Raw genomic sequence first — 25,255 nt, 5'->3', positions numbered from 1 at the left:
TTCATGGGGCCGCCAGCTGCAAGGCGCTTGGCCAGGCGCGGTTCAAGCGCCTGGCCTTTGGAGCGCTTGCACGCATTCAGTCCACCGTCACACGGAAGCTGACCGTCCCGCTGGCCGAAGGCAACAGCGTGCCCGTGAAGGACCATTGCAAGGCCCCCTTGCCCGTGCCGGTCATGGCCGTGGTGCAGCCTGTCTGGGTGCCGGCCGGTGTGGTCATGGTGCAGGTGGTGCCGCTGGGCACGGCCGTGGCCATGGCGCTCTTCCAGGTGGTCCAGTGGGTGGTGCTGTCCTGAATCACCACCTCGGTCACCGGTGCCGCGCTGGCATTGGTGAAGGTCACCTGGTATTCCAGCTCGTCGCCCTTCTTGGCGCTGTTGTTGGTGGTCCAGGGCGCGCTGGCCCCGCCCGTGGTGAGGTTGCGCACCTGCTTGAACAGCTGCACAGCCGCATTGGAGGCGGTGGTCACGTCGGTCACGGTGTAGGTCACGCTCAGCGTGGGGCTGGCGCCTGTCAGGCTCAGATGGGCCTGCACCGGCACGCTGCTGACCGCGCCATGGCCCGCCTGCGAGGGCACGAACTGCCGCATCACGAAGCAGACGACCTCGCCTTGCAGCACCGCCATGGGCGCTGCCGGCGGAAACACCTGCGTGGCATTGGGCTGGTAGGCGCCGGTGCAACCCGGGTCGAGGTAGAGCGCCTCGCTCCAGCCGGACACCCCGGTGGGGCTGATGGTGGGCGTCAGCGTGGACAGGCTCAGGCTGCCGCCCGTGCCCGCCGTGAAGCGGTGGCCGTGCACCGCATAGGTGCCGCCGCGGGCCGAGAGGGTGCTGTGGGTCAGCAAGGCGCTGACCGGCACCCGGCCGAAGTCCATGACGGCCGTACCCGTGGCCGGGGCGGTGAAGGCCACCTGGGCCGAGGCGCGGGTGTAGGTGTAGGCCACGCCCCCGACCGTGGTGGCCGTGGCGTTGGGCAGTGCGGTGCCGGCCGCGTTGGCGCCGGTGTCCACATGGCTGGCACTGACGGCCGCCTTCACGCACACCGTCTGCCCCGTCTGCGCCGGTGGAATGTACAGGCGCCACGCACCGCCACCATCGGTGGTGGTGCTGTCGTACACGGTCGTGCCGGTGCAGTTGTCCAGCGTCATGGCCACGCCGGACAGGCCCGCCTCGTTGCCGTTGCGAATGCCGTCATTGGGCGTGCCGGTGTTGACGCCGCCCGAGGGCGCGCCCCCGTCATTGAACACGACGCCCGACAGGCCGTTGAGCGTGTTCACAAAGGCGCAGGTGATCGAGGCGCCGGCCTTCATCACGCTGGCAGGCAGGTCAATGCGGGTGCCGGTGACCGTGCCCAGCGCGCCGTTGCCGTTGCCGGTGGTGCTGCCGTTGGCGTCGGTACAGCTGACGCTGGCCGGGTTGGCTGGCCAACCCGTGGGGACGCTTTGCACCATGCTGACCGCAGCGCCCAAGGTGCCATTGAAGGGGGTACCCGTGACGGCCACGCCCGACGTGGCCGTGGTCTGGCTCAGGCTGTTGCTGCTCAGGCCCGTGAGCGCGTAGCCAAAGGTGCCCACGCCCCCGTTGGACTGGGTGGTGATGTTCACCTGCGGCACCGACAACAGCAACACCTGCTTGTTGGCGTCGTCGTATTGGATGACCCCCTGGTATCCGGCGGCGGCCAGGTTGTTGCTGGCAAAAGTGCCGGTGCGCGTGCCGGTGTAGGTGATGAGCGTGTAGCGCCCCGTGGGGCTGAAGGTGCTCAGGGGCGTGATGTTGAGCGCGCCGGCCAGTGTGATGTTGCCGGTGCCGACGCCACTGACGGGCTGGACCCGCAGCAGGTCATTCTCGGTACCGCCGCTTGTACCCGGGGCACCCAACTCGAACTGGGTGGTCGAGTTGGCTTCCAGGGTCAGGGCGCCCAGCGTGAGCGTGCCCACGCCGCCATCGCCGGGGGCCAGCGAAGCATTGGCCTTGACGATCACCGCAGCGGGGGTGGAGCCTTTGCCCGCCAGGGTGGTGTTGGCGTTGGCCGTCACTGCGCCGGAGGCTGCGCTGGTATGGGTGCCATTGAGGATCAGGGTGCCCGCATTGAGCGTCGTTGTGCCGCTGTAGCGATTGGCCCCACTCAGGGTCAAAGTGCCGGTGCCCGTCTTGATCAAGGGGCTGCCCGAGCTGCTGTTGTAGATGGGGACATCAATGGTCAGCTTGTCATCGTTGGCCGCCACGTTGAAGGTGGTGCCTGCGTTGTGGATGTGAATCCAGTTGAAGTTGGTGTTGCCCAGTGGATTGGCCAGACCGATGCTGCTGGTGCCGGTGGCCGTCACCGTCCCTTTGAAGCCAAACGTGCCCCAGGTGCCGTCTTTGCCGCCGTTGAGCTGCAAGCTGGCGTTGTTCAGCGTGGGGCTGGTGAAGGTGTTGTAGCTGTTGTTGCTCTTCAAGGTGCCATTGACCGTGAGTTTGGTGTGACCTGTGGTGCCGGCATTTCCCCAGATATCGGTGCGGCTGAGCAGCAGGGTGCCCGAGCTGCCCACCACGATGTCACTGCCTGCGGGGGAGAGCCCCAGCCCATATTCCAGCGTACCGGCACTGACTGTGGTTTTACCCGTGTAGGTGTTGGCGGCACCCAAGGTCAATTTGCCCTTGGTATCGGTCACTTGGGTGGGACTCCACTCGATGCCGTAGGTGCCCGTAATAGGCACGTTGATGGTGGCATTGGCCAAGGTGGTGGTGGTGAACACCGCGTCCTTGCCCAGGGTCAGGGTGCCGGTGTTCGCCCGGTTGAGGGTGTAACCGTCAGCGCCAAAGCTCAGGCCCCCGATGGCGGGCGAATGGCCGTCGGCCACCGTCACGGTGCCGGCCGTGCCATTGAACGAGGCGGTGGACGTGCCACCGACCCAGGGGCCGTTGGCGTTGCCGCTGCTGCGGGTCCAGTTGCTGTTGGTGGCGTTCCAGGTGCCGGTGCCGCCGTTGACCGCGTTGTTGTTCGCATTGGCCGGGGTCAGGGTGGCCTCGTCCCAGTAGCTCAGGCTGGTGTCCACGGCGACCGAGAGCTGCACCTGCTTGGCCGCACTGTCGACCACCACCGTGCCCACATAGCCCGTGGGCAGCACCACGTTGCTGATGTCAGGTGTGCCGCTGAGCGTGCCCGTGTAGGAGAACAAGGTATAGGTGCCTGCGGCAAAGCCGGGCAGCGCAATGATGACCACGCGCGAGCCGGTGTTGGCGGTCGCATCGAGGCTCAGGTTGCCCGTCACGGCCATGCAGTCACTGGGCTCGCCCACCGCACAGCTGGTGCTGGGGGCGCCCATGACCAAGTAGGTGGTGCTGCCGGCGGCCAGCGTCAGGCCGCTGCCGAACTTCGGCTGGCTGGGGCTTCCGGCCGCGCGCAGATTGCCCCCGCTTTGCACCGTGGTCGCACCGCCCACCGTCACGCCCGTGCCGGCCACCTGCAGCGTGGCACCAGAGTTCACCGTCACCGCGCCGGTGGCGCTGGTCTGTGAGCTGTTGATCTGCAAAGTGCCGGCGCTCACGGTGGTGGTGCCGGTGTAGGTGTTGGGGGCGGCCAACACCAGCGTGCCCGCACCGGATTTGGTCAGCGCACTTTGCACGTTCGCAGCCATGCTGTTTCGGTTGTTGAGCAGCGGCGTGGTCACATTCAATGTGGCGCCATTGGCGACACTGAAGTCAGTGACGGCACCGTCGGTGGTGTCGCCAATCAATACGCCATGGTTGTTCCCCGTTCCCCGGGTGATGGCACTGGCCCCGGTGACCGTGACTGTGCCCTTCAAACTGAAGGCGGGCCAGAGGGTATCCAAGCCCCCGTTGTCCTGCAAGGTGCCGCCCGTGAGCTTCAAGCCACTCAAGGTGTTGAAGGTGCTGTTGCTTTGCACCGTGCCTTTGACCTCCATGGCCGAATGACCGGCTGTGACGTGCGTACCCCAGCTGTCTGTGCGGCTGAGCTGCAAGGTCGCGCCCGTGTCCACCAGGAAGCTCTTGTCTGCCGGCGTGGCGGTGCCGTTTTGGGTGACGTTGATGACCAGCGTGCCGGCGCTCACCTTGGTCGCACCGGTGTAGGTGTTGTTGGCGTTGAGAACGAACGCGCCGCCGCCGGTGGCGTTCCAGGTCACGCCGTAGTGGGTGCCCGTGATCGGGGTGCTGATGGTGGCGGTGGAGCCACTGCCGGCAGTGCTGCTGAAGGTGGCGTCTTGCGTCAGGGCCAGCGTGCCGTTGCCGGTGCGCGTGAGGGTGTAGCCATGGGTCTCAAAGGTCAGGCCACCGGCCGACGCGTTGTAGCCGTTGGCAATGGTCACGGTGCCGGCCGTGCCCCTGAACACCGCCGTGGCCGTACCGCCCGCCCACGCCCCGTTGAGCCAACCTGTGCTGTGGGTCCAGTTGGTGGTGGTGGCGTCCCAGGTGCCGGTGCCGCCATTGACAGCGCCGTTGTTGGCGTTGCCCGTGGTGTTGGTGGGCGTGGTGGTGTTGGATTCGTCCCAATAGGTGAGCGAGGTGTTGAGCGAGACCTCCAGCATCACCCTCTTGCCAGCCGTGTCGATGCGCACCCGGCCTTTGTATTTGGGGTCGGGCAGGCTCACGGCGCTGAAGCTTCCAGAAGCCACTCCCGCGTAATTGAACAGGGTGTAACTGCCTTCACCAAACTGGCTGTTGCAAGCGGCGGCGCCGTTGGCCGCGGTGACTTCGAGCGTGCCGGCCAGCGTCAGGTCACCGGCGGTGACGTTGATCAGGTCGTTGCAGGTGCCGCCTGCGGTGCCGGCCTGGGCCAGCTCCAAGGTGGTGGTGGATCCCGCCTGCAAGGTCAGGCCGTTGCCAAAGGTGAGGGTGCCCGGACTGGTGCCGGGGCTGAGCTTGCCCCCCGACTGCACCGTGGTGGCGCCACCCACCGTGCCGGTGCCGCCCAAGGTGCCGCTCAGGGTGGCGGTGCCGACGGCGCTGGACTTGACCGTGACGGTGCTGCCCGGTGCCGTGCTCCCGTTGACGAGCAAGGTGCCGCCTTCCACCGTGGTCGTGCCGGTGTAGGTGTTGGTGCCGCTCAGGGTGAGCGTGCCCGTGTTCGACTTGCTCAGTGTGCCGTTGCCGCTGAGGGTGCCGCCCAGGGTTTGCGCAGCGGTGCTGTTCCACACCAGGGCAGCGCTGAGGCGGATGTTGGGGCTGTAAGTGCCCTGGCCCAGGCTGCCGACGCCGTCGATCTTGAGGGTGCCACCATCGATGGTGGTGTCGCCGGAATACCGGTTGGCGGCGCTCAGGGTGAGCAGGCCCGCGCCCGTTTTGCTCAGGCCGCTGGCAACGCCGTTGTCGTGGATGGGGACCGAGATCTCCATGCTGTCGGTCAAGGCACCGGCATGGAAGGTGCTGACGCCATTGGCCAGGCCGCTGCCAATGTGAATCCAGTTGTAGCCGTTGCTGAAGGCGCTTTGCGGGTTGGCGGCACTGATGCTGGTGGTGCCACTGATGTTGAGGGTGCCTTTCAGGCCCAGGGCGCCCAGGGTGCTGCTGCTGCCCCCGTCAAGCACCGCCTTGCCCCCATTGAACGCGCTGGCGCTGAAGGTGTTGTAGCTGTTGTTGCTGTACAGGGTACCGCCGGACAAGGTGAGGGCTGCGTGACCTGCGCTGAGGGCGTCGCCCCAAATGTGGCTGAGGCTCAGCTTCAAGGTGGCACCGGAATTCACCGTGGTCTGGGTGCTCGGAATCTTGCCGTTGCTGGTGCTGCCGTTTTTCGAAATCTCGAGCGTGCCGCCATTGACCGTGGTGGTGCCGGTATAGCTGTTGTCGTTGGTGAGCGTGAAGGCGCCCGTGCCTTCTTTGATCAGATCACCTTTGTCACTGAATTGGCCGATGACCCCATGGAAGGTGGCGCTGCCGTTGTTCACGCCCACCGTCAAGGAACCCAGAGGCCCGGGGTAACCGACCTTGACCGAGCCCAAACCCTCCAGCTTGTCAACCCGGACGGTGCCCGAATTGATGTCAAAGGTTGCGCCCGCAGCGACTCTGGCATCCGACTTGTTGTGGTCCCAATTTTCGTTGCCGAATGCACTGCCAGAAAAAGTGCCCGCCACGATGTCGATGACGGCACCTGCGCTCAGCGCATAGGTGGCTGAGGAGGAGCCGCTGCCCAAGACGCCGGTGCCCGACTTGCGCAAGGTGCCCGCTCCACTGTAAGTCACGGCGCCGGAGGTTTGCTGCAAACCGCTCGGGGCGGTGTCATATTCCAGCACTGCGCCCGAGGCAATGCTGTACGACGCGGATGCTTGTGTGGCCTGGATGGTCAGTTTTCCGGCGCTGACGGTGGTGCTGCCTGTGTAGGTGTTGACCCCGCTCAAAGTCAGCGTGCCGGTGCTGGTGGGTTTCCAGCTCAGGCTGTAGTTGCCCGAGATGGGTGTGCTGATGCTGGCATCGATGCCCGCGCCATTGACGCCGCTGCTGGGCGTGCTGAAGGTGGCGTTTTGCTGCAAGGCGATCGTGCCGGTGCCGCTGGCGCCCCTGCGCTGGATCGTGTAGCCCGTGGTGTTGAAGCTGATGCCACCCACGGGGGCGTTGTAACCGTCTTCAACCGTCACGGTGCCAGCGGTGCCACCGAACACCGCTGTGGCGGTGCCGCCTGCCCAGATGCCGTTGACTTGCCCGGTGCCATCGGTCCAGCTTGGGTTGCTGGCGCTCCAGGTGCCGGTGCCGCCGTCAATCACCGCATTGTTGGCGGTGGTGGCGTCCCAGCGGGTCAACTCGCCGGCCACCGCCACGTCCAGCATCACGCGCTTGGGGCTGGAGTTGTCGTCATAGCGAACGCGTAGCGAGAAGTTGCTCGATGGCGAGGTGACGGTGGAAAAGTCACCCGTGCGGGTGCCGGTGTAGGTGAACAAGGTGTAGCTTCCTACCCCGAAGGCGCTGCTGCAGCCGGCCACGCCGGTGGTGGCGTCCACCTTGAGCGTGCCGCCCAGCGTGAGGTTGCCGGTGACCTGGATCAAGTCATTGCAAGAGCCGCCCGCGGCGCCGGCCTGGGCCAGTTCAAAGGCGGAGGTGGCGCCCGCCGCCAAGGTCAAACCGTTGGAAAAGCTCAGCGTGCCGGGGCTGGTGCCGGCGCTGAGCGTGCCGCCGTCTTGCACGGTGGTGGCGCCGCCCACGGTCCCGGTGCCGCCCAGCGTGCCGCCGCTTTGCACGGTCACCGCGCCGTTGGCGCTGCTTTGGTTGCCGTTGATGTGCAGCCGGCCGCCGCTGATGGTGGTGGTGCCGGTGTAGGTGTTGGCGCCGCTCAGCGTGAACGTGCCGGTGCCCGCCTTGATCAGCTGGCCAGGGTCGCTGCCGAAATTGCCGATCGTGCCGTCAAAGGTGGACGAGCCGTTGTTCACGCCCACCCGCAAAGTGCCCAGGCCTCCGGCATAGCCCACCAGCACCGAACCCCCACCCGTGAGCTTGTCGGCGTACACATCGCCCGAATTGATGTCCAAGGTCGCGCCAGTGTTCACCTTCACGTCGGACTTGTTGTCGCTCCAGCGATCGTTGCCAAAAGAGCTGGCCGCGAAGGTGCCGGCCTGAATGTCAATGAGTGCACCCGCGCCGAGCGCATAAGTCGCGACCGCCACGCCGTTGGAATACGTGCCCGCACCCGTCTTGCGCAAAGTACCGGTACCGGTGTAGCTCACGGCATCCGTGGTGCCAATTCCAAGGCCCGAGGCCATGCTGTATTCGAGCACTGCACCGGAGGCGATGGCATACGAGGACGATTTTTGCGTGGCCGACACCACCAGCGTGCCGGCAGACACCGTGGTGGCACCGGTGTAGGTGTTGGTGCCGCTGAGTGTGAGGGTGCCGCTGCCCGATTGCATGAGCGTGCCCGTGCCGCTGATCACGCCCGACAGCGTCTGAGACGCCGAGGTGTTGAAATCCAGAGCGCCGCTGTTGGAAATATTGGCCGCGTAGGTGCTGTTGCTCCCGAGGCTGGCCGAGCCACTGACCTTCAATGTGCCGCCACTGACGGTGGTGGTGCCGGTGTAGGTGTTGGCCCCACTCAGGGTGAGGGTGCCCGTGCCGGACTTGCTGAGCGTGCCTGTACCACTGAGCACGCCAGCGAGGGTCTGGTTGGCCGAGGTGCTGAAGACCAGGGCGCTGTTGTTGGTGATGCCTTGGCTGTAAGAGCCTTTGCCCAGGCTGCCGCTGCCATCCACGGTGAGCGTGCCGGCGTTGATGGTGGTGGTGCCGCTGTAGCTGTTGACAGCGCTCAGCGTGAGGGTGCCGCCACCGTTCTTGACCAGGTCGCCGTCGACCTCAGCGCTTGCATCGGCGTTGCGGTTGTTCATGACGGGCACGGCCACACCCAGGCTACCGGTCACATCCAAGGTGGTGGCTTGATGGGCGGCGTTGCCGCCAATCATCACGCCGCTCAAACCCGAAGCGGTGCCCACCGAGATGCTGCTGCTGCCCGTGCTGGTGAGCGTGCCCTTCAGACCAAAGGTGGGCCAGGTGCTGCTCTCGCCACCATTGGCCTGCAGGGTGCCGCTGTTGAGTTTCAAGCCCGTGAAGGTGGTGAAGTTGTTGCCGCTGGCCAGCGTACCGGCCACGGTCATGTTGCTGTGTCCCGCGGTGCCGTGGGTACCCCAGGCGTTGTTGCGGCTGAGCTTGAGGGTGGCGCCGCTGGCCACGCTGAAGCTGCTGTCCGCTGGCGTGCTGGACTGCGCGTTCGACAGGTTGCCTGCAAGCTCCAGTGTGCCTTTGCTCACGGTGGTGGCACCGGTGTAGGTGTTTTCATGCGTGAGCGTGAGCGTGCCGCCCCCGGCGGGGTTCCAGGTCAGGCCGCGATTATTGCCCGTGATGGGCACGGCAATGGTGGCGTTGATCACACCGGTCGGGGTGTCGAAGGTGGCGTCTTGCTGCAAGGCCAGCGTGCCGCTGATGTTGCGCTGCAAACTGTAGCCTGTGGTGTTGAAGGTGATGCCGCCCACTGGGGCGCTGTAGCCGTCGGCCATGGTGACCACGCCCGCTGTGCCGCCGAACACCGCCGTGGCCGTTCCGCCAGGCCAGGCGCCGTGCACCCAGCCAGCGCTGTGGGTCCAGTGGGTGTTGCTGGCGTTCCAGGTGCCGGTCCCACCATCGATTTGGCCGTTGCCGGCGTTGGTGTCCCAGAAGGTGAAGGAGCCGGACTGGCTCACCTCCAGGTACACGCGCTTGGGGCTGGCGTTGTTGTCAATGCGCACTAGGCCCGTGAAGTTGGGCGGCAGCTCAACGGTGGCAAAGCTGCCTGTGATGCTGTTTGGGCTGGTGAACAGGGTGTAACTGCCCACCCCAAACGTGCTGCTGCAGCCCGCGGTGCCAGAGGCGGTGGCCGTGACCTTGAGCGCGCCGGCCAGCGTCAAGTTGCCGCCCACACTGAGCAGGTCGTTGCAGCTGCCGCCTTCCGTGCCCGCCTGCGCAAGCTCAAAGTGGGTGGTGCTGCCCGACTGCAAGGTCAGGTTGCCGGAGAACGCGAGCGTGCCGGGGCTCATGCCGGGGCTCAGCGTGCCGCCCGACTGCACCGTGGTGGCGCCGCCCACCGTGCCGGTGCCGCCGAGCGTGCCGCCGGTTTGCACGGTCACCGCGCCGTTGGCGCTGCTTTGGTTGCCGTTGATGTTGAGCCGCCCGCCGCTGACGGTGGTGGTGCCGGTGTAGGTGTAGGTGTTGGCCGCGCTCAGGGTGAGCGTGCCGGTGCCGCTCTTGAGCAGGTGGCTGGTGACAGCGTTGTTGCCAGCGTCTCGGTTGTTGACCACGGGCACGGCCAAGTTCAGGCTGCCCGTGACGTTGAATTCGGTCTGCCCACCGTTGGCGTTGGTGCCGATCATCACCCCGTTGTGGGTGGTGGTGGCGCCTGCTGAGATGCTGCTGGTGCCCGTGCTGGTGAGCGTGCCTTTGAGCGCGAAGGCCGGATAGTTGGCGCTCTCGCCGCCATGGGCCTGCAGTGTGCCGCCGTTGAGGGTGAGGTGGGTGAAGGTGTTGAAGGTGCTGTTGCTCTTGAGCGTGCCGGCCACGGTCATTTTGCTGTGGCCGTCCGCCGTGTGCAGGCCCCAGGCGTTGCTGCGGCTGAGCGTGAGCGTGCCGCCACTGGCGACGGTGAAGGTGCCCGTGGCGGGCGTGGTGCCTGCACTGGCGAGCTCGAGGGTGCCGCCGTTGACGGTGGTACTGCCGGTGTAGGTGTTGGCTGCGCTCAGCGTGAGCGTGCCGGTGTTTTGCTTGAGCAGCCGCATATCGCCGCTGAGTACGCCGCTGAGGGTGTGGTTGGCGGTGGTGTTGAACCTCAGCTGGCCGCTGGCCGTGGAGCTGATGGCGCTGCTCCAGTTGCCGCCGGACACCAAGGCGTTGCCCTCGACAGCCAGATCGCATGCACTCAGGCCAATGCTGGGGGGCTTGAAGCCGGGGCTGTTGCCCGTGAAAAAGGTGCTGCCGTTGGTGATGGACAGCGCAGAAGTCGTGACGACATCACCACTGAAAGTCAGCGGGAAAGGGCAGCCTCCGGTGTTGGTCACCACGGTCGGGCTGCCCGTCAGCTCAATGCTGTTGGCGATGGTGAGGTAGTTCGCTCCCGCATTGATGCGCGTGACTTTGGGTGTGAAGCCGCTGGCCGTGGTCACCGTGCCCGCCCAGTTGCCCATGAAGTTCGCGGGCCCGTTGTCTGTCCAGACGCTGTTGATGCGGCCCGTGCTGTTGGTCCAGTTGGTGCTGGTGGTGTCCCAGGTGCCGCCGCCGTTATTGATCACGCCGTTGGCGATGTTGGCCTGGGTGTCGTTCGGGCCGTCCCAGTAAACAAAGCCGTTGTTGGGCGCCACATCGAGAATGACCTTCTTGTTGATGGTGTCGATGCGCACCAAGGCGGTGAAGCCGGACGGTGGGGTCACGGTGGCAAAGCTGCCGGTGGCGGTGCCGGTGTAGGTGAACAGGGTGTAGCTGCCCTCGCCAAAGGTGCTGCTGCAGCCGGCAGCGCCGGTGGTGGCGGTCACCACCAAGGTGCCCGCCAGCTCGAGGTTACCGCCCACTGGCACCCAGTTGTTGCAGCTGCCGCCATCCGTGCCGGCCTGGGCCAGATCAAAGCGGGTGGTGCTGCCGGACTGCAAGGTCAGGTTGCCGGAGAACGTGAGCGTGCCGGGACTCATGCCGGGGCTCAGCGTGCCGCCGGACTGCACCGTGGTGGCGCCGCCCACCGTGCCGGTGCCGCCGAGTGTGCCGCCGCTTTGCACGGTCACCGCGCCGCTGGCGCTGCTTTGGTTGCCGTTGATGTTGAGCCGCCCGCCGCTGACGGTGGTGCTGCCGGTGTAGGTGTTGGCGCCGCTGAGCGTGAGCGTGCCGGTGTTTTGCTTGAGCAGCCGCATATCGCCGCTGAGTACGCCGCTGAGGGTGTGGTTGGCGGTGGTGTTGAACCTCAGCTGGCCACTGGCTGTGGAGCTGATGGCACTGCTCCAGTTGCCGCCGGACACCAAGGCGTTGCCCTCGACAACCAGATCGCATGCACTCAGGCCAATGCTGGGGGGCTTGAAGCCGGGGCTGTTGCCCGTGAAAAAGGTGCTGCCGTTGGTGATGGACAGCGCAGAAGTCGTGACGACATCACCACTGAAACTCACCGAAAAAGGACAGGCCCCGATGTTGGTCAGAACGGTCGGGCTGCCCGTCAGCGCAATGTTGTTGGCGATGGTGAGGTAGTTCCATCCCGAATTGATGCGCGTGACTTTGGGTGTGAAGCCGCTGGCCGTGGTCACCGTGCCCGCCCAGTTGCCCATGAAGTTCGCGGGCCCGTTGTCTGTCCAGACGCTGTTGATGCGGCCCGTGCTGTTGGTCCAGTTGGTGCTGGTGGTGTCCCAGGTGCCGCCGCCGTTATTGATCACGCCGTTGGCGGCGTTGGTCTGGATGTCGTTCGGGCCGTCCCAGTAAACAAAGCCGTTGTTGGGCGCCACATCGAGAATGACCTTCTTGTTGATGGTGTCGATGCGCACCAAGGCGGTGAAGCCGGACGGTGGGGTCACGGTGGCAAAGCTGCCGGTGGCGGTGCCGGTGTAGGTGAACAGGGTGTAGCTGCCCTCGCCAAAGGTGCTGCTGCAGCCGGCAGCGCCGCTGGTGGCGGTCACCACCAAGGTGCCCGCCAGCTCCAGGTTACCGCCCACCGGCACCCAGTTGTTGCAGCTGCCGCCATCCGCGCCGGCCTGGGCCAGCTCAAAGCGGGTGGTGCTGCCGGACTGCAAGGTCAGGTTGCCGGAGAACGTGAACGTGCCGGGGCTCATGCCAGGGCTCAGCGTGCCGCCCGACTGCACCGTGGTGGCGCCGCCCACCGTGCCGGTGCCGCCGAGCGTGCCGCCGCTTTGCACGGTCACCGCGCCACTGGCGCTGCTTTGGTTGCCGTTGATGTTGAGCCGCCCGCCGCTGACGGTGGTGGTGCCGGTGTAGGTGTTGGCCGCCGTGAGTGTGAGCGTGCCGCTGGCCGACTTGCTGAGCGAGCCCGTGCCGCTGATGACCCCGGACAGCGTCTGCGCCGCCGCAGAAGCAAAGGCGAGGCTGGCGTTGTTGGTGATGGTGTTGCTGTAAGTGCCGCTGCCCAGGCTGCCGCTGCCGTCGATGGCCAAGGTGCCGCCGCTGACGGTGGTGGTGCCGGTGTAGGTGTTGGCCGCGCTCAGGGTGAGCGTGCCGCTGCCGCTCTTACTCAGGTGGCTGGTGACAGCGTTGCTGCCAGCGTCTCGGTTGTTGACCACGGGCACGGCCAAGTTCAGGCTGCCCGTGACGTTGAATTCGGTCTGTCCACCATTGGCGTTGGTGCCGATCATCACCCCGTTGTGGGTGGTGGTGGCGCCTGCTGAGATGCTGCTGGTGCCCGTGCTGGTGAGCGTGCCCTTGAGCGCGAAGGCAGGAAAGTTGGCGCTCTCGCCGCCATGGGCCTGCAGTGTGCCGCCGTTGAGGGTGAGGTGGGTGAAGGTGTTGAAGGTGCTGTTGCTCTTGAGCGTGCCGGCCACGGTCATTTTGCTGTGGCCGTCCGCCGTGTGCAGGCCCCAGGCGTTGCTGCGGCTGAGCGTGAGCGTGCCGCCACTGGCGACGGTGAAGGTGCCCGTGGCGGGCGTGGTGCCTGCACTGGCGAGCTCGAGGGTGCCGCCGTTGACAGTGGTACTGCCGGTGTAGGTGTTGGCTGCGCTCAGCGTGAGCGTGCCGCTGGCCGACTTGCTGAGCGAGCCCGTGCCGCTGATGACCCCGGACAGCGTCTGAGCCGCTGCAGAAGCAAAGGCCAGGCTGGCGTTGTTGGTGATGGTGTTGCTGTAGGTGCCGCTGCCCAGGCTGCCACTGCCGCCGATGACCAAGGTGCCGCCACCGATGGTGGTCGCGCCGGTGTAAGTGTTGATGCCACTGAGGGTCAACTTTCCCGAGCCTGATTGCGTGAGCGTGCCTGTGCCGCTGAGCACGCCCGAGAGGCTTTGGTCGTTGCTGGTGTTGAAAACCAGCGCACTGCTGTTGGAAATGTTGCCGGCATAGCTGCCACCCCCCAAGGTGCCGGTGCCGTCGACTCTGAGCGTGCCTGCCGAGACCGTGGTGGCACCCGTGTAGGCATTGGCGCCAGACAATGAAAGGGTGCCGCTACCGGTCTTGGTCAAAGCACTGGTGACGGTTTGGTCGACCAGCGGGGCCGACACGGTGAGTGTGTCCGTCACGCTGAAAGTGGTCACGCCGCCAGACAGTCCGGTGCCGATGTGTATGCGGTTGTTGTTGCCCGAAGCGATGCTGATGCTGCTGGCGTCACTGCTGGTGACCGTGCCTTTGAAGCCAAACGCGCCCCAAGAGACGTCTTTACCGCCACCCAGCAGCACAGCGCCTTTGGTCAGCGTTGGGTTGGTGAGGGTGTTGTAGCTGCTGTTGCTTTTGAGGGTGCCCTTGAGCGTCAGGTTTTGGTGGCCTGCACTGCCGGCATTTCCCCAGATGTCGGTGCGGCTGAGCAGCAAGGTGGCGCCCGCCTCGACTTGGATGGCGGCGGTAGACAGGGTGCTCCCGCTGCCGCTGATTTCCAGCGTGCCGTTAGAAACTTTGGTCGTGCCACTGTAGGTGTTGGCGCCCCCCAGAATTTGCTTTCCGGCGCCGATTTTTTCCAGGTGGGTGACGCCAGCGTCCAGGCCAAAGTCGGTGCCGGTGTTGTTGCCTCGGATCACACCTGAAAAACTGCCGTCCTTGTCGCCGGCGCCGATGCGCAGCACCTGGGTGGTTTGCCCGCTCCAGCTGGCGGCCACCGTACCCGCGCCGTTGAGGCCGCCAAGGGTGATCGTGTTGCCCCGGTGGCTGAAGACCGAGCCGCTGCTGACCGTGAGATCGGCCGTGTTGGCGCTCCAGTTGGCGGCCACGCCATCGGTGCCGAACCAGCCACGGTTGACCTGGAGTGTGCCCGTCAGGGCAACGGTGCTAGGCAAGACCAGAGCGCCAGCTTGGGTGGCGGCCGCGGTATCGACCACCACGTCGCCTGCACCCGAAAGGTGGCTGGGCATGGCCAGCAACCCCGAGGCGCTGGTGCGCTGCAAGGTGAGCGTGGTGTTCACGGGCACCTCGATCGCAGAGCCCGACCGAATGGTGCTGTCGCCTGAACGGCCCAGGGCACTGTCTTGCAGCACCAGAGCGCCATCACGGATTTTGGTGGTGCCGGTGTAGGTGTTGGCGCCGCTGAGGGTGAGTGTGCCGCCGTCCGTTTCCTCGGGTGCCCACTCCAGGCCAAAGCCGCCGGTGATGGGTGCGCTGATCGTCGCGGTCTGCCCGCCAACATCGCCTTGAATGACCGCATTGCTTGCCAAGCTCAGCCTGCCGGTGCCGGTGGCCGTGATGTTGTAGCCGCTGACCCCGGAAAACGACAGGCCACCGACCGAAGCCGCATAGCCATCGGCCAAGGTCACCGTGCCGGCAGTGCCGCGGAACACCGGGACTTTGGTGCTCCCCGACCAAGCGGTGTTGCGATCACCCGTGCTGGTGGTCCAGTTGGTGGCCGTGGCATTCCAGGTGCCGCTGCCGCCGCCGACGGCATCGTTGGCGGTGGTGCCGGTGCCATCCCAAAACACGGTGTCGGTGTCGACTTCGGTGGTGAGCAAAATGCGTTTGTTCGCCGTGTCGGTCACGATCCGGCCTTTGTAGCCCGACGGGTAAATGATGTTGCTGTTGTCAAAACCACCGGTGAGCGTGCCACCGTAGGTCAGGAGTGTGAAGGTCCCCGCCGGCAAGGAGATGCCCGAGGTCGGAATGACCGAGATCTTGGCGCCTGAGCCAGGCGTGTTGTCGATGGTCAAGTCGCCGCGCACCACCACGCAGTCGCTGTCGGCGTTGGTTCGGCTGTTGGTGCACTGGGGGCGGCTGGGGTCGCCAAGCTCGACGGTGATCTGGGCGTTCGCCCCCATGGTCAGATTGCGATTGAAGGTCATGGTGCCCGGGCTTGTGCTGGGGCTTAGCCGCGCGCCGATCACGGTGGTGTTGCCGCCGATGGTGCCGTAGCCACCCAGAATGGCGCCATCGGTCACGGTCACGTCACCGGTGGCCAGACTCATGTCACCCCGCACCCTGACGGCGCCGCCTTTGATGGTGGTGGTTCCGGTGTAAGTGTTGTTGGCGTAAAGCGCCAGCGTCCCGCTGTCTTCTTTGACCAAGGAGCCGGTGCCGCTGATGACGCCCGACAGCATTTGGTAGTCTTTGGTGAGCTTGTTGCTGAAGGTCAGTTTGCCGTTGTTGGTGATGTTGCCTGCGTAGTTGTGGCCGCGGGTGGAAACGCTGGTGTCCACAGGCCCCAAGGAACCGTTGACACGGATTGACCCAGCGTTGATGGCGATGTTGCCGGTAAAGGCGTTGTCCGCATTGAGGGAGAGATTGCCACTGCCGGTTTTGATCGGGCCGCTGGTCGTGCCGCCGTTGTTGGCCAAAGGCACGCCCAAGCTGAGCTGGCCCGAAACATCGAAGGTGGTGCTGCCGCCTGAACCGCTGCCGATGAGGATGACGCTGTGGGTGCTGCCTGAAGCCGCCTCCATCAGGACGGTGCCGCTGGTGGTGACGGTACCCTTCAGACCCAGTGCAGCGCCTTCGACCGAATTGCCGCCGCCGAGCCAGACATAAGACTGATCGCTGAAGGTCGGGTTGGTGAAGGTGTTGTAGCTGTTGTTGGTTTCAAGCCGGCCATTGACGCTGAGATGGCTGTGACCTGCACTGCCGGCGCTGCCCCAGATGTTGTTGCGACTGAGCCGCAAGATGCCGCTGTCGCCCACGAAAATCGCGCCGCTGGCCAAGGTGCTGCCACTGCCGCTCATCTCCAGCGTGCCGCCACTGACCGTGGTGAAGCCGGTGTAGGTGTTGGCTGCGCTGAGCGTGAGCGTACCCTCCGCGCCCGGGCTCCAGTTCAGACCGAAGTTGCCGGTGATGGGCGCGCTGATGGTGGCGTTGACCACGCTCGCTGGCGTGCTGAGGGTGGCGTTTTGCTGCAAGGCCAGCGTGCCGGAGCCGGTGCTGGCCAGGGTGTAGCCCGTGGTGTCAAAGGTGATGCCGCCCACCGGCGCGTTGTAGCCATTGGCCAGGGTCACGGTGCCGGCCGTGCCACCCAGCACCGCTGTGGCCGTGGTGCCCGCCCAGGGGCCGTTGAACGCGCCGGCACTGTCGGTCCAGTTGTTGCTGGAGGCGTCCCAGGTGCCGGTGCCGCCGTTGACCGTGTTGTTGTTGGCGTTGGCCGAGGTGTTGGTGGTTTCGTCCCAGAACCTCAAAGTACTGCCTGGCACCACGACCAAGACAACCCGCTTGAGGTTGGTGTCGATGCGCACCTGGCCGGCAAAGCCAGCGGGCAAGGTGATGGAGGAGAAGCTGCCGGTGGCGGTGCCGGTGTAGGTGAACAGGGTGTAGCTGCCCTCGCCAAAGGTGCTGCTGCAGCCGGCAGCGCCGCTGGTGGCGGTCACCACCAAGGTGCCCGCCAGCTCGAGGTTACCGCCCACTGGCACCCAGTTGTTGCAGCTGCCGCCATCCGTGCCGGCCTGGGCCAGCTCAAAGCGGGTGGTGCTGCCCGACTGCAAGGTCAGGTTGCCGGAGAACGTGAACGTGCCGGGGCTCATGCCGGGGCTCATACCGGAGCTGAGCGTGCCGCCCGACTGCACCGTGGTGGCGCCGCCCACCGTGCCGGTGCCGCCGAGCGTGCCACCGCTTTGCACGGTCACCGCGCCACTGGCGCTGCTTTGGTTGCCGTTGATGTTGAGCCGCCCGCCGCTGACGGTGGTGGTGCCGGTGTAGGTGTTGGCCGCCGTGAGTGTGAGCGTGCCGCTGGCCGACTTGCTGAGCGAGCCTGTGCCGCTGATGACCCCGGACAGCGTCTGAGCCGCTGCAGAAGCAAAGGCCAGGCTGGCGTTGTTGGTGATGGTGTTGCTGTAAGTGCCGCTGCCCAGGCTGCCGCTGCCGTCGATGGCCAAGGTGCCGCCGCTGACGGTGGTGGTGCCGGTGTAGGTGTTGGCCGCGCTCAGGGTGAGCGTGCCGGTGCTGCGCTTGGACAAGCGAATGTTGCCACTGATCACGCCGGTGAAGGTCTGGTTGGCGCTGGTCGCGATGTCGATGCGCCCCCCTTCGGTCGAGGTGAAGTTGCTGCTGAGTGTGCCGCCCGAAAGGAGGGCGCTGTCGACCATGCGAAATTCACAACCGTCGATCGTGATGTTCGGGGGTTGAAAGTCAGGGCTGGTGCCAGCGAACAGGAGGTTGCCGGAATTGATCGTCAAGTCGGTTGACGTGATGACGCTGCCCGCGAACGAGGTGTGGAAGTTGCAATTGGCGTTGTTGCTGGTCCGTGTCGGGTTGCCCACCAGCCTCACGGTACCAGCCAGGTTGAGGTAGTTGTTGTAAGAATGGATGAGGGTCACATTGGGCGTGAAGCCGCTGCCGGTGGTGACCGTGATGTTGGCATTGCCGGGGAAATAAGCAGGGCCGTTATCGGTCCAGGTGTCGTTGACGGCACCGCCGTTGCTGTTGGCCCAGTTCTTGTTGCTGGCGTTCCAGGTGCCGGTGGTACCCCCCCAGAAAGAACCGCCCAGGGCGCTGCCGGTGACGCCCATGGCAAACAAAAAGCCCAGGGCCCATGGCGCAAGAGAGTGAAGGCGTTTCATAGAGATGCAAGGCAGTTTGGGCATGGACTTCAGTGGCGCAGGGCGGCAAAGGCGGTTTCGTCGAACTTCAAGCGAATTCGCAGGTAGGCGCCGCGGTGGGTGTAGTTCTGGCCGGTCAGGTCTGGCTCGCGCAGGCCCAGCACGTTGTAGCCCGCAGAGAGCCAGACGTTTTTCATGAGCTGGTAGCCCAGCTCCATGCCGGCCGTGGCCTGGCGTGCGCCGCCCTGGCTGCGCATGAGGCCAGCCTGCAGCCCCAGGTCCCAGTTGGGGCTGAGATTGCGGGTGTAGCGGCTGTGCACGAGCTGCGCGCGGGCGGTGCTGTTCTCGGCCGCATGGGCCAGCGCGCTGGACTTGGCGGCAAAACGCAGCGAGAGCTGCTGGTTGCGGTCCATGGCCAAGTGGGCGTGGGTGCTGACAATGTCTGTGGTGGTCACGCCCACGCTGGCGTTGGCGCCGGTGGTGCTGATGCCGCTGCTGGCGGCAACGTCTTGCACGCGGTGTTCGTAGCGCGAGAGGATGTTCCAGCGGTCTGCAAAGGCGGGGCGCCAGGCCATGCCCACCTGCCAGCGATCCACATCGTTGTGGCCGCCGTTGCTGTCGCTTTGGCGCGTCATCAGGCTGCGTCCGAGCAGGCTCAGCCCTTCATGCAGGCGCCACACCCCGACCAGGCTGACCAGCGAGGCGTCTGAAGTGGCACTGTGGCGCTTTTCGAAGGCGCTGCCCAGGCGCCAGGGTTGGGCGGCGTAGTCCAGGCCCAGTACGACAGCGGTGGCATCCTGGCTGGCGGTGGTGGTGGGCGTGGTGGTGGGCGTGGTGGATGCGCCGGGCACGCTGCCCAGGGTGGTGACGCGTTCGACGCCGGCGTTCAAGCTCCAGCGCTCATTGAGGCGGAAGGTGTTTCGCACGCCGCTGGCGTTTTGCGCGGCGGCGTTGGAGTTGGCGCGGTATTCGTTGTAGAGGCGGCCGCCTTCCATGTAGGCGCTGTCCACGCCCACGACGGTGGCGCTGCGCAGGGCCTGGCCGTTGATGGGGGCGACCTCCGACAGCGTGTTGAGCACCGCATGCTGGGCGTACAGGCGGGTTTTGTCGGTCAGGCCGTACTGGGCGCCCACGGTCAGGGCGTGCTGCGCCTTGTGTTTGACGTCCTGCTCCAACTCGCCGGTGAGCTGCAGGCGGGGCACGCGGGTGGGTTGGGCAATGACGCGCACGCGCATGGTGGTGCTGTCCTCGGGGGTGGCGCTTTGGGGTGCGGCCGCGCCCAGGCTGCCCAGCGGGCTGGACGATGTGCTGCCAGAGCCGAGCTGACCGTAGTCAAAGCCGCCGGAGGCGGTGCCGCCACGGGCATTGCCGTGGCGCACGCCAGCCTCGATGGCCAAGGTGTCGCTGAGCTTGTGCAGGACGGCCAAGCCCACGTGACTGCGCTCGCTGGCGGCGGCGGTGCCGCTGGCCTCGGTGCGGGTGAGCAAAGCCTCGGCCCGCAGCTGGGTGCTCGGGCTGAAGGCGTATTGCGCGCTGGCGTTGGCCTCGGTGCGGCCAGTGCTCGACATGGCGCTGGCATTGTCGAAGGCGTTGCCGCTTTTTTGCACCTGCAACTGGGCCTTGAGGTCCTGACCGTCGTGGCGCAAGGCGGCGCGGGCGGCCTGGCCCGTGCCTTTGAGGTCGCTGGTGGTTTGCACCACTTCGGCGGCCAGGGCGGTGGCTTCGCCCAGGCGCACCAGGGCGGTGGCGGCATGGAGGTCGCGGTGGTTGGCGGGGTTGTCGTCGCGCACGACGACGGCGCCGAGCTGGATGCGCTCGGTTAGCTTGTACTGGGCGTCGGTGCCCCACACCGTGTAGCTGGGCCCGCCGTTGTCGAGCTCATAGGTGATGCGCAGGGACTGGGGGTTGAAGGCCATGTCAAACGTGGACAGGGGCTGGGCCAGCGTCAGGCGGCGGCTGATCGGCTCGAAGCTGTAGTCCACCGAGCGGGCGAGTGTGCGCACCGAGAGCACCAAACTGGGCTGGCGGCGGTCGCGCACGATGAGCTCGACTTTCTCGCTGGCGTTGCGCACCTCGCCCGTGGTGCTGTTCAGCGTGTAGAAGGACAGGCCGTTGGCGGGGATTTCCTCGATCTGCTGCGCAGCCTGGGTCTCGGCCACGAAGGAGGTGATGCGGGCGTTGCCATCGTCGTAGCGGTGCTGCACACCGCTCAGGGTGCGGCTGTACTGGCTGAGCTGGCGCACCTCGGCACTGCTGGCGGTGGAAAAGTCACCCAGCAGCAAAAAGCTGCGGTTCTTGTCAATGCGCACGTAGAGTTGTTGCGAGCTCTGGGCGTCAAAGCCACGGGCGGCGTTGTCGCCATAGACGGGGTAAAACTCGTCGGGCTTGATGTCGCGGAACTGGCGCTCCTGGCGCTTTTTGTCGGAGTCGAAGGCCGCGGTCAGCAGGTACTCGCCCAGGATGGTGCCCTTGAAATAGAAGGCGGCGCGGCCAGTGGCGCGGCTGTCGTTGCCGCCCAGGCTGCTGAGCTCGGCCTCAAAGGCGTTGCCCGCCTGGGGCTGGCCCAGCGGCAGGCGGCCAGCCTTGCTCAGGTCGAGCACACCCTCCACGATGCCGATGCCCTGCAGCGGTGCCATGGCCGGCAAGAAGGTGAGGGCATCGTCGCGGTAGAGCGTGCCCACGCTCGCACGGAGGTTGACCGTGCCGGGCTGCCCAGGGGGCAGGAGCAGCAGTTCAGCGGTGCCGCCTTCCACAAAGAGCTGTACGCCAGGCTCATGGGGATTGAGGTCTTCATTGAGCCAGCGGGTCTCGCGCACGTCCAGCGTGACGGCGGTGCGCGCCACGATGGGCACACCCGCAGCGTCGCTCAGCTGCAGACGCAGACGCGCGGGGCGCATGGGGTCGGCGTGCAAGGGCCCCAGGGGACGCAGGTCGATGTGGGCCACCTCGCCCGGTGCACGCACCTGAATTTGGGCTTGGTCGCGCACGTTGCCAAATTCGTCGGTGGCTTCGAGCAGCAGCTGGTTCAGGCCGGGCTGGAACTCGATGCCGATGTACTCATGGGCGACCAGACCGGTTTCCACCACCACGGACTTTTTGCCCACCCGGTTGTCAGGGACGGGCCTGCCGTTGAGGCTCAGGTACAGCTGGGACTGCTGCGGGCCGGTGACGCGCACCGACGCCTGGTTGGTGAGCAGGGTGTCGCCGTCGCTCAGGCCCAGGAAGGCTGCGCGCGCAGGCAGCTCGCGGATCAGATCTTCGAGGGGCGTGGTGCTGGGCGTGACCAGGCGGGCGGGGGGTTCTGGGGCGGGAGAGGTCGGCACAGGCGTTCCCAGCACGGCTTGCAGTGTGGGTGCCGCCATGGCCCCCGCTGGCAGGGGAGCCGCTGATGCGCCCGTGTTGTGCAAGCCTTGCATCAAGCGGCCAGGCAGTGCGATCAAGGGGCTGTCCTGCGCCGGTGTGGTCATGACCGGCAGGCCCAGGGCCGCCGTGCCGCCCACCGCACCGGAGGCCGGCATGCTGCGTGAGTCCACCTGCACGGGCACCTGCAGCGTGGGGGAGAGCCGGGCGGTGGCCAGGGCCTGGAGCTGCTGCTCGTCGGTTTTGGCAAAAAGCGCCAGGCGCTCTTCGATTTGCGCGCGCACGGCTGCATCCTGACAAGCATGGCCCACGGCGAAGTCGGCGCGCACCAGCTCACCGTTCTTGACATCCAGAAAACGGCTGTCGGCGACGCCGGCGTTGCGGTTGTCGCTGACCACGGGCTGCGCACCCACAGGCAGGGTGCTGCGGTCCAGGCGCAGCACGTGGGTGATGGGCTTGAGCCCGTACAGGCTCCAGCGGCCGTGGTTGTCGGTGATGACGCTGGTGCCGTCTTCCATGTACAGGCGCACGCCGGGGATGCCGGGCTCGTCGGGGCCGTCCTGCAGGCCATTGGCGTTGCAGTCCAGGTAGACGCGGCCGACCGCAAAGCCGCGTGTGCTGAACACGCCACCACTGACGCGCACGCTGGCCTGCGCCGTGTTGGACTGCAGGGTGGTCAAAGTGCCGGGCACCTGGGTTGTGGCCAGGGCCGTGTTGACGGCCTCGGCATCCGGGATGGCGCCCACGCCAATGGCGGCGCGGTAGCGCAGCGTCAAGCTGGCCTTGGTCGGCATGGCCTGACCACCGAGCTTGAACACCAGGCTGCCGCGCTCGCGCGGACTGGCCGGTGCGAGGCGCTGCGGCTCGGCCATGCGCACGCCTTGGAGTGTGCTGCTGCCCGGCACGTAGCTGAAGCCGGCGGGCAGCAGGTCGACCAGGGTCTGGGCGTTGAGCGGGCCACTGGCCTGGTTGACCAGGGTGAGCTCGTAGTCCACGAAGTCGCCGATCTCGGCCGTGCGCTTGTCGGCCTTCTTGCTCAGAAGCAGGCCGCCCACCGGTGCGGTGGACGGGTCCAGCGGGAGGTTGTTGTGAAAGACTGGGCAGTCGGGCGGCTGGACTGCGGCGCGGTAACCGCTGCGGAACTGGCGGTACCAGGTGGTGGGCTGCGCGCCGGTGGGGATGCCGTCCACAGCCACCACTTGACCGCAGCCGGTGAACACGCCGTTCTCGGGCAGGAGGGTGGCTGTTTGCACATAGGGGCTGCCGGCGGCGGGCTGGGCCGTGATGCTGTAGGTGCAGATGTCGGCGATGGGCGGCACCTTCCAGAAGAATTGGTATTGGCCATCGGCGCCGGTGATGATGCTGACGGAGCGGTCGCTGCTGTTGTAGGTGTACTGGCCGTTGTCGCCGTTGAGGATCTGGTCCGCCGTGATGGGGCCGGCGGTGCTGTTCTCACAGCTCAGGCGCTGCAGCGTGACTGTGGCGCCGGCCACCGGGCTGCGGGTGCGCGAGTCGTACACATAACCTTGCGGGTCCACCAGCAACTGCGAGGCCGTGACACTGGTGGCCGCCACCACGGCGCTGCCCGTGACGCTGTTGTCCTGCATGGAGGCCAGCCACGCCTTGGCCCGCACTTCGGTGGGCGCGCCCGGCGTGGTTTGGTGCACGCGCACCTTGAAGTGCAGCTCCTCGCTGTCGCCGGGGTTGAGCACGCCAGCGCCGTTGTTCAGGGCGGTGCGTGGGTCCGGCGGGAGCACGTTGGGGTCGGTGGACGCGTCGCTGGCGGGGTCGCAGCTGGACTGGTCTGAAAACGCCGACGAGATGCTGAGCACGCCGCGCGTCAGCGTGGGCCGGCCCACCAGGCTGGCCTGGGCCACGTTGGCCGAGCCGGTCACCAGGCACGCCACGTTGCTGATGACACGCACGTTCTCGGCACGCACGGCGCTGCGGTTGACCACGTTCAGGGTGTAGTTCAGCTCATACACGCCAGGGCTCACACGCACCGGGTTGGCGCTCGTCATGGTGATGGACAGGCCGGCCGCCAGGGCATTGTTTTGGGCCAGGTTTGGCAAAGTGATCAGCGTGGGGGCACTGTTGTTGCTGGCGTCGCCGTCGCCGTCCGGGTCGGGCGTGGGGCCGTCGGTGGAGCGGTCGCTCAGTTCCGGGGTGGTGCTGTAGGCGTGCAGGCTGGCCTGGGCGGTGAGTTGGTTCTGGATGACCTGCTGGGCACGGCCTTCGGCATTGACGCGCACTTGGTAGTGCAGGGTGAACTCGGCGCCCACCGGCAGCTGCACCCCCGAGCCGAGCAACTGGTGCTGACCGGCGACGCCTGTGAATGCGCGGTTGATGCTCACCTGCGTCCCGCTGAGGACAGCCAGGCTGCCGGGTACCACGGTGTACTGGCCGGTCGCCGGCACTGCGTTGGCGGTGTGGCTGCCCCAGCGGTCGGTGCTGGTGCCGGCCAAAATTTGTGGCAGCTGGAGGTTGAACAACGGTGCGTCGCCTTCATTGCGCACACGCACCGCCAGGGTGTAGGTCAGCGTGCCGTCGTTCTGGGTGTTGGCGCCCCGCTGGACTTGGCGCTCAACCACCCAGTGCGACACACCGATGCGCTCGCCAGCGACGGGCACGATGGCGGCGTTGGAGTCGGTGCTGGTGGCACCACTCAAACCGGTGACATTGCCGTAATGCGCCTGGGCCACGTTGCGCAACTGGCTGCCTGCCCCGGCCAGTGCCACCACGTCAAAACCCATGCTCAGGGTCTGCCCGGTGAGCAGGTCGGCGGGCAGGGCCAAGGCCACTTCGGCAGCGGCGGCATCGTCACCGATGCGGTAGCTGAAGGCCGGGTCCGAGGCCAGGCGAAAGAGTTTGAGCGCGTGGCTGTGGCTGGCCACCCAAGAGCCCAGTTGGTACTGCGCGCCTGCGGGCAACACGTCGCGCACCAGCACAACCGAGGCGGGGATGCCATGGATGAGGATGGACTCGCCACCGCTGGCGGTGGCCGTGCGCGTGGCCGCGCGCGTGCCGATGTTGCTCAGGCTGATGGTGTAGCGCGCGCGGCTGGTGGTGTCGCCGCGCTGCAAAGCCTGTGCGTAGCTGGCCGACTTGATCAGCTGCACGACCGGGTTGTCGGCGATGCTGATGAAGAACGAGGCGCTGCGGCTGAGGCCATGAAGTCCCGTGGTGGCGGTCAGGCTCACACAGGCCCCGCCGGTGCGCGCCAAGGGCACTTCGCCCAACACCAGCAGCGAGGCCGTTTGTCCGGCGGCCAGCGCCACGGTGGCGCCTGCCGCAAGTTCGGCCGGATCGGCCACGCCGTTGCTGTTGGCGTCGACCACAACTTGGAGCTTGGCCACATCGGTGGTGTCGGTTTGGCCGTTGCAGCTGCCGGCGTTCTGCGCAACGGCCGTGAAGCTGCTGGTGACATTGCCCAAGTTGCTCAGCCGCCAGGGCACGCTGATGCCCGTGCCGGGCGCACGCGCCAACCAGGATTCGCCAGCCAGGCTGGCCATCTCTACCGGCAGCACCTCCAGCATGGCCGGTGCTGAATAAGTGGTTTCGGTCTGGGCCCAGCCGTCGGGTTTGTAGGTGGCGGTGGCTTGGGAGGTGATTCGGGTGCCGGCCAAAGGGGGGGCGGCCAGCGAGGGCTGCAGGCCCAACAGGGCCAAAATCGTCAGGGCGCACAGCCACCCGAACCCATGGGTCCATGGCTTGAGCATCCAATTCGTGCGGCAGCGTTTCAAGGGGGATCCTGGAGATCTTTGGGCGGGGGCGGCAGAAACTTTCACAATTTCTCGCCAAGACGCGACAGTCCGCGGGGGCTGTCCC

At 66.3% G+C, this 25,255-nt stretch carries 2 protein-coding genes; both read right to left on the bottom strand.

The annotated features are described in order from the left end of the window. Positions 1-76 precede the first annotated feature (76 nt). A complete protein-coding gene (locus tag B9Z31_RS13580) occupies positions 77-18,088 on the bottom strand; it encodes an S-layer family protein (RefSeq protein WP_158235688.1) in 18,012 nt (6,003 codons plus the stop codon). A gap of 29 nt (positions 18,089-18,117) precedes the next feature. Beyond that, positions 18,118-25,170, bottom strand: a complete 7,053-nt coding sequence (locus tag B9Z31_RS13575; RefSeq protein ID WP_143473851.1) for a DUF11 domain-containing protein — start codon at positions 25,168-25,170, stop codon at positions 18,118-18,120. Positions 25,171-25,255 lie beyond the last annotated feature (85 nt).

The sequence above is a fragment of the Limnohabitans sp. G3-2 genome (assembly GCF_002778275.1).
GTDB lineage: Bacteria > Pseudomonadota > Gammaproteobacteria > Burkholderiales > Burkholderiaceae_C > Limnohabitans_A.
The sequence above is the reverse complement of the archived record's forward strand: the minus strand, read 5'-3'. Positions and strand labels throughout refer to the sequence as shown.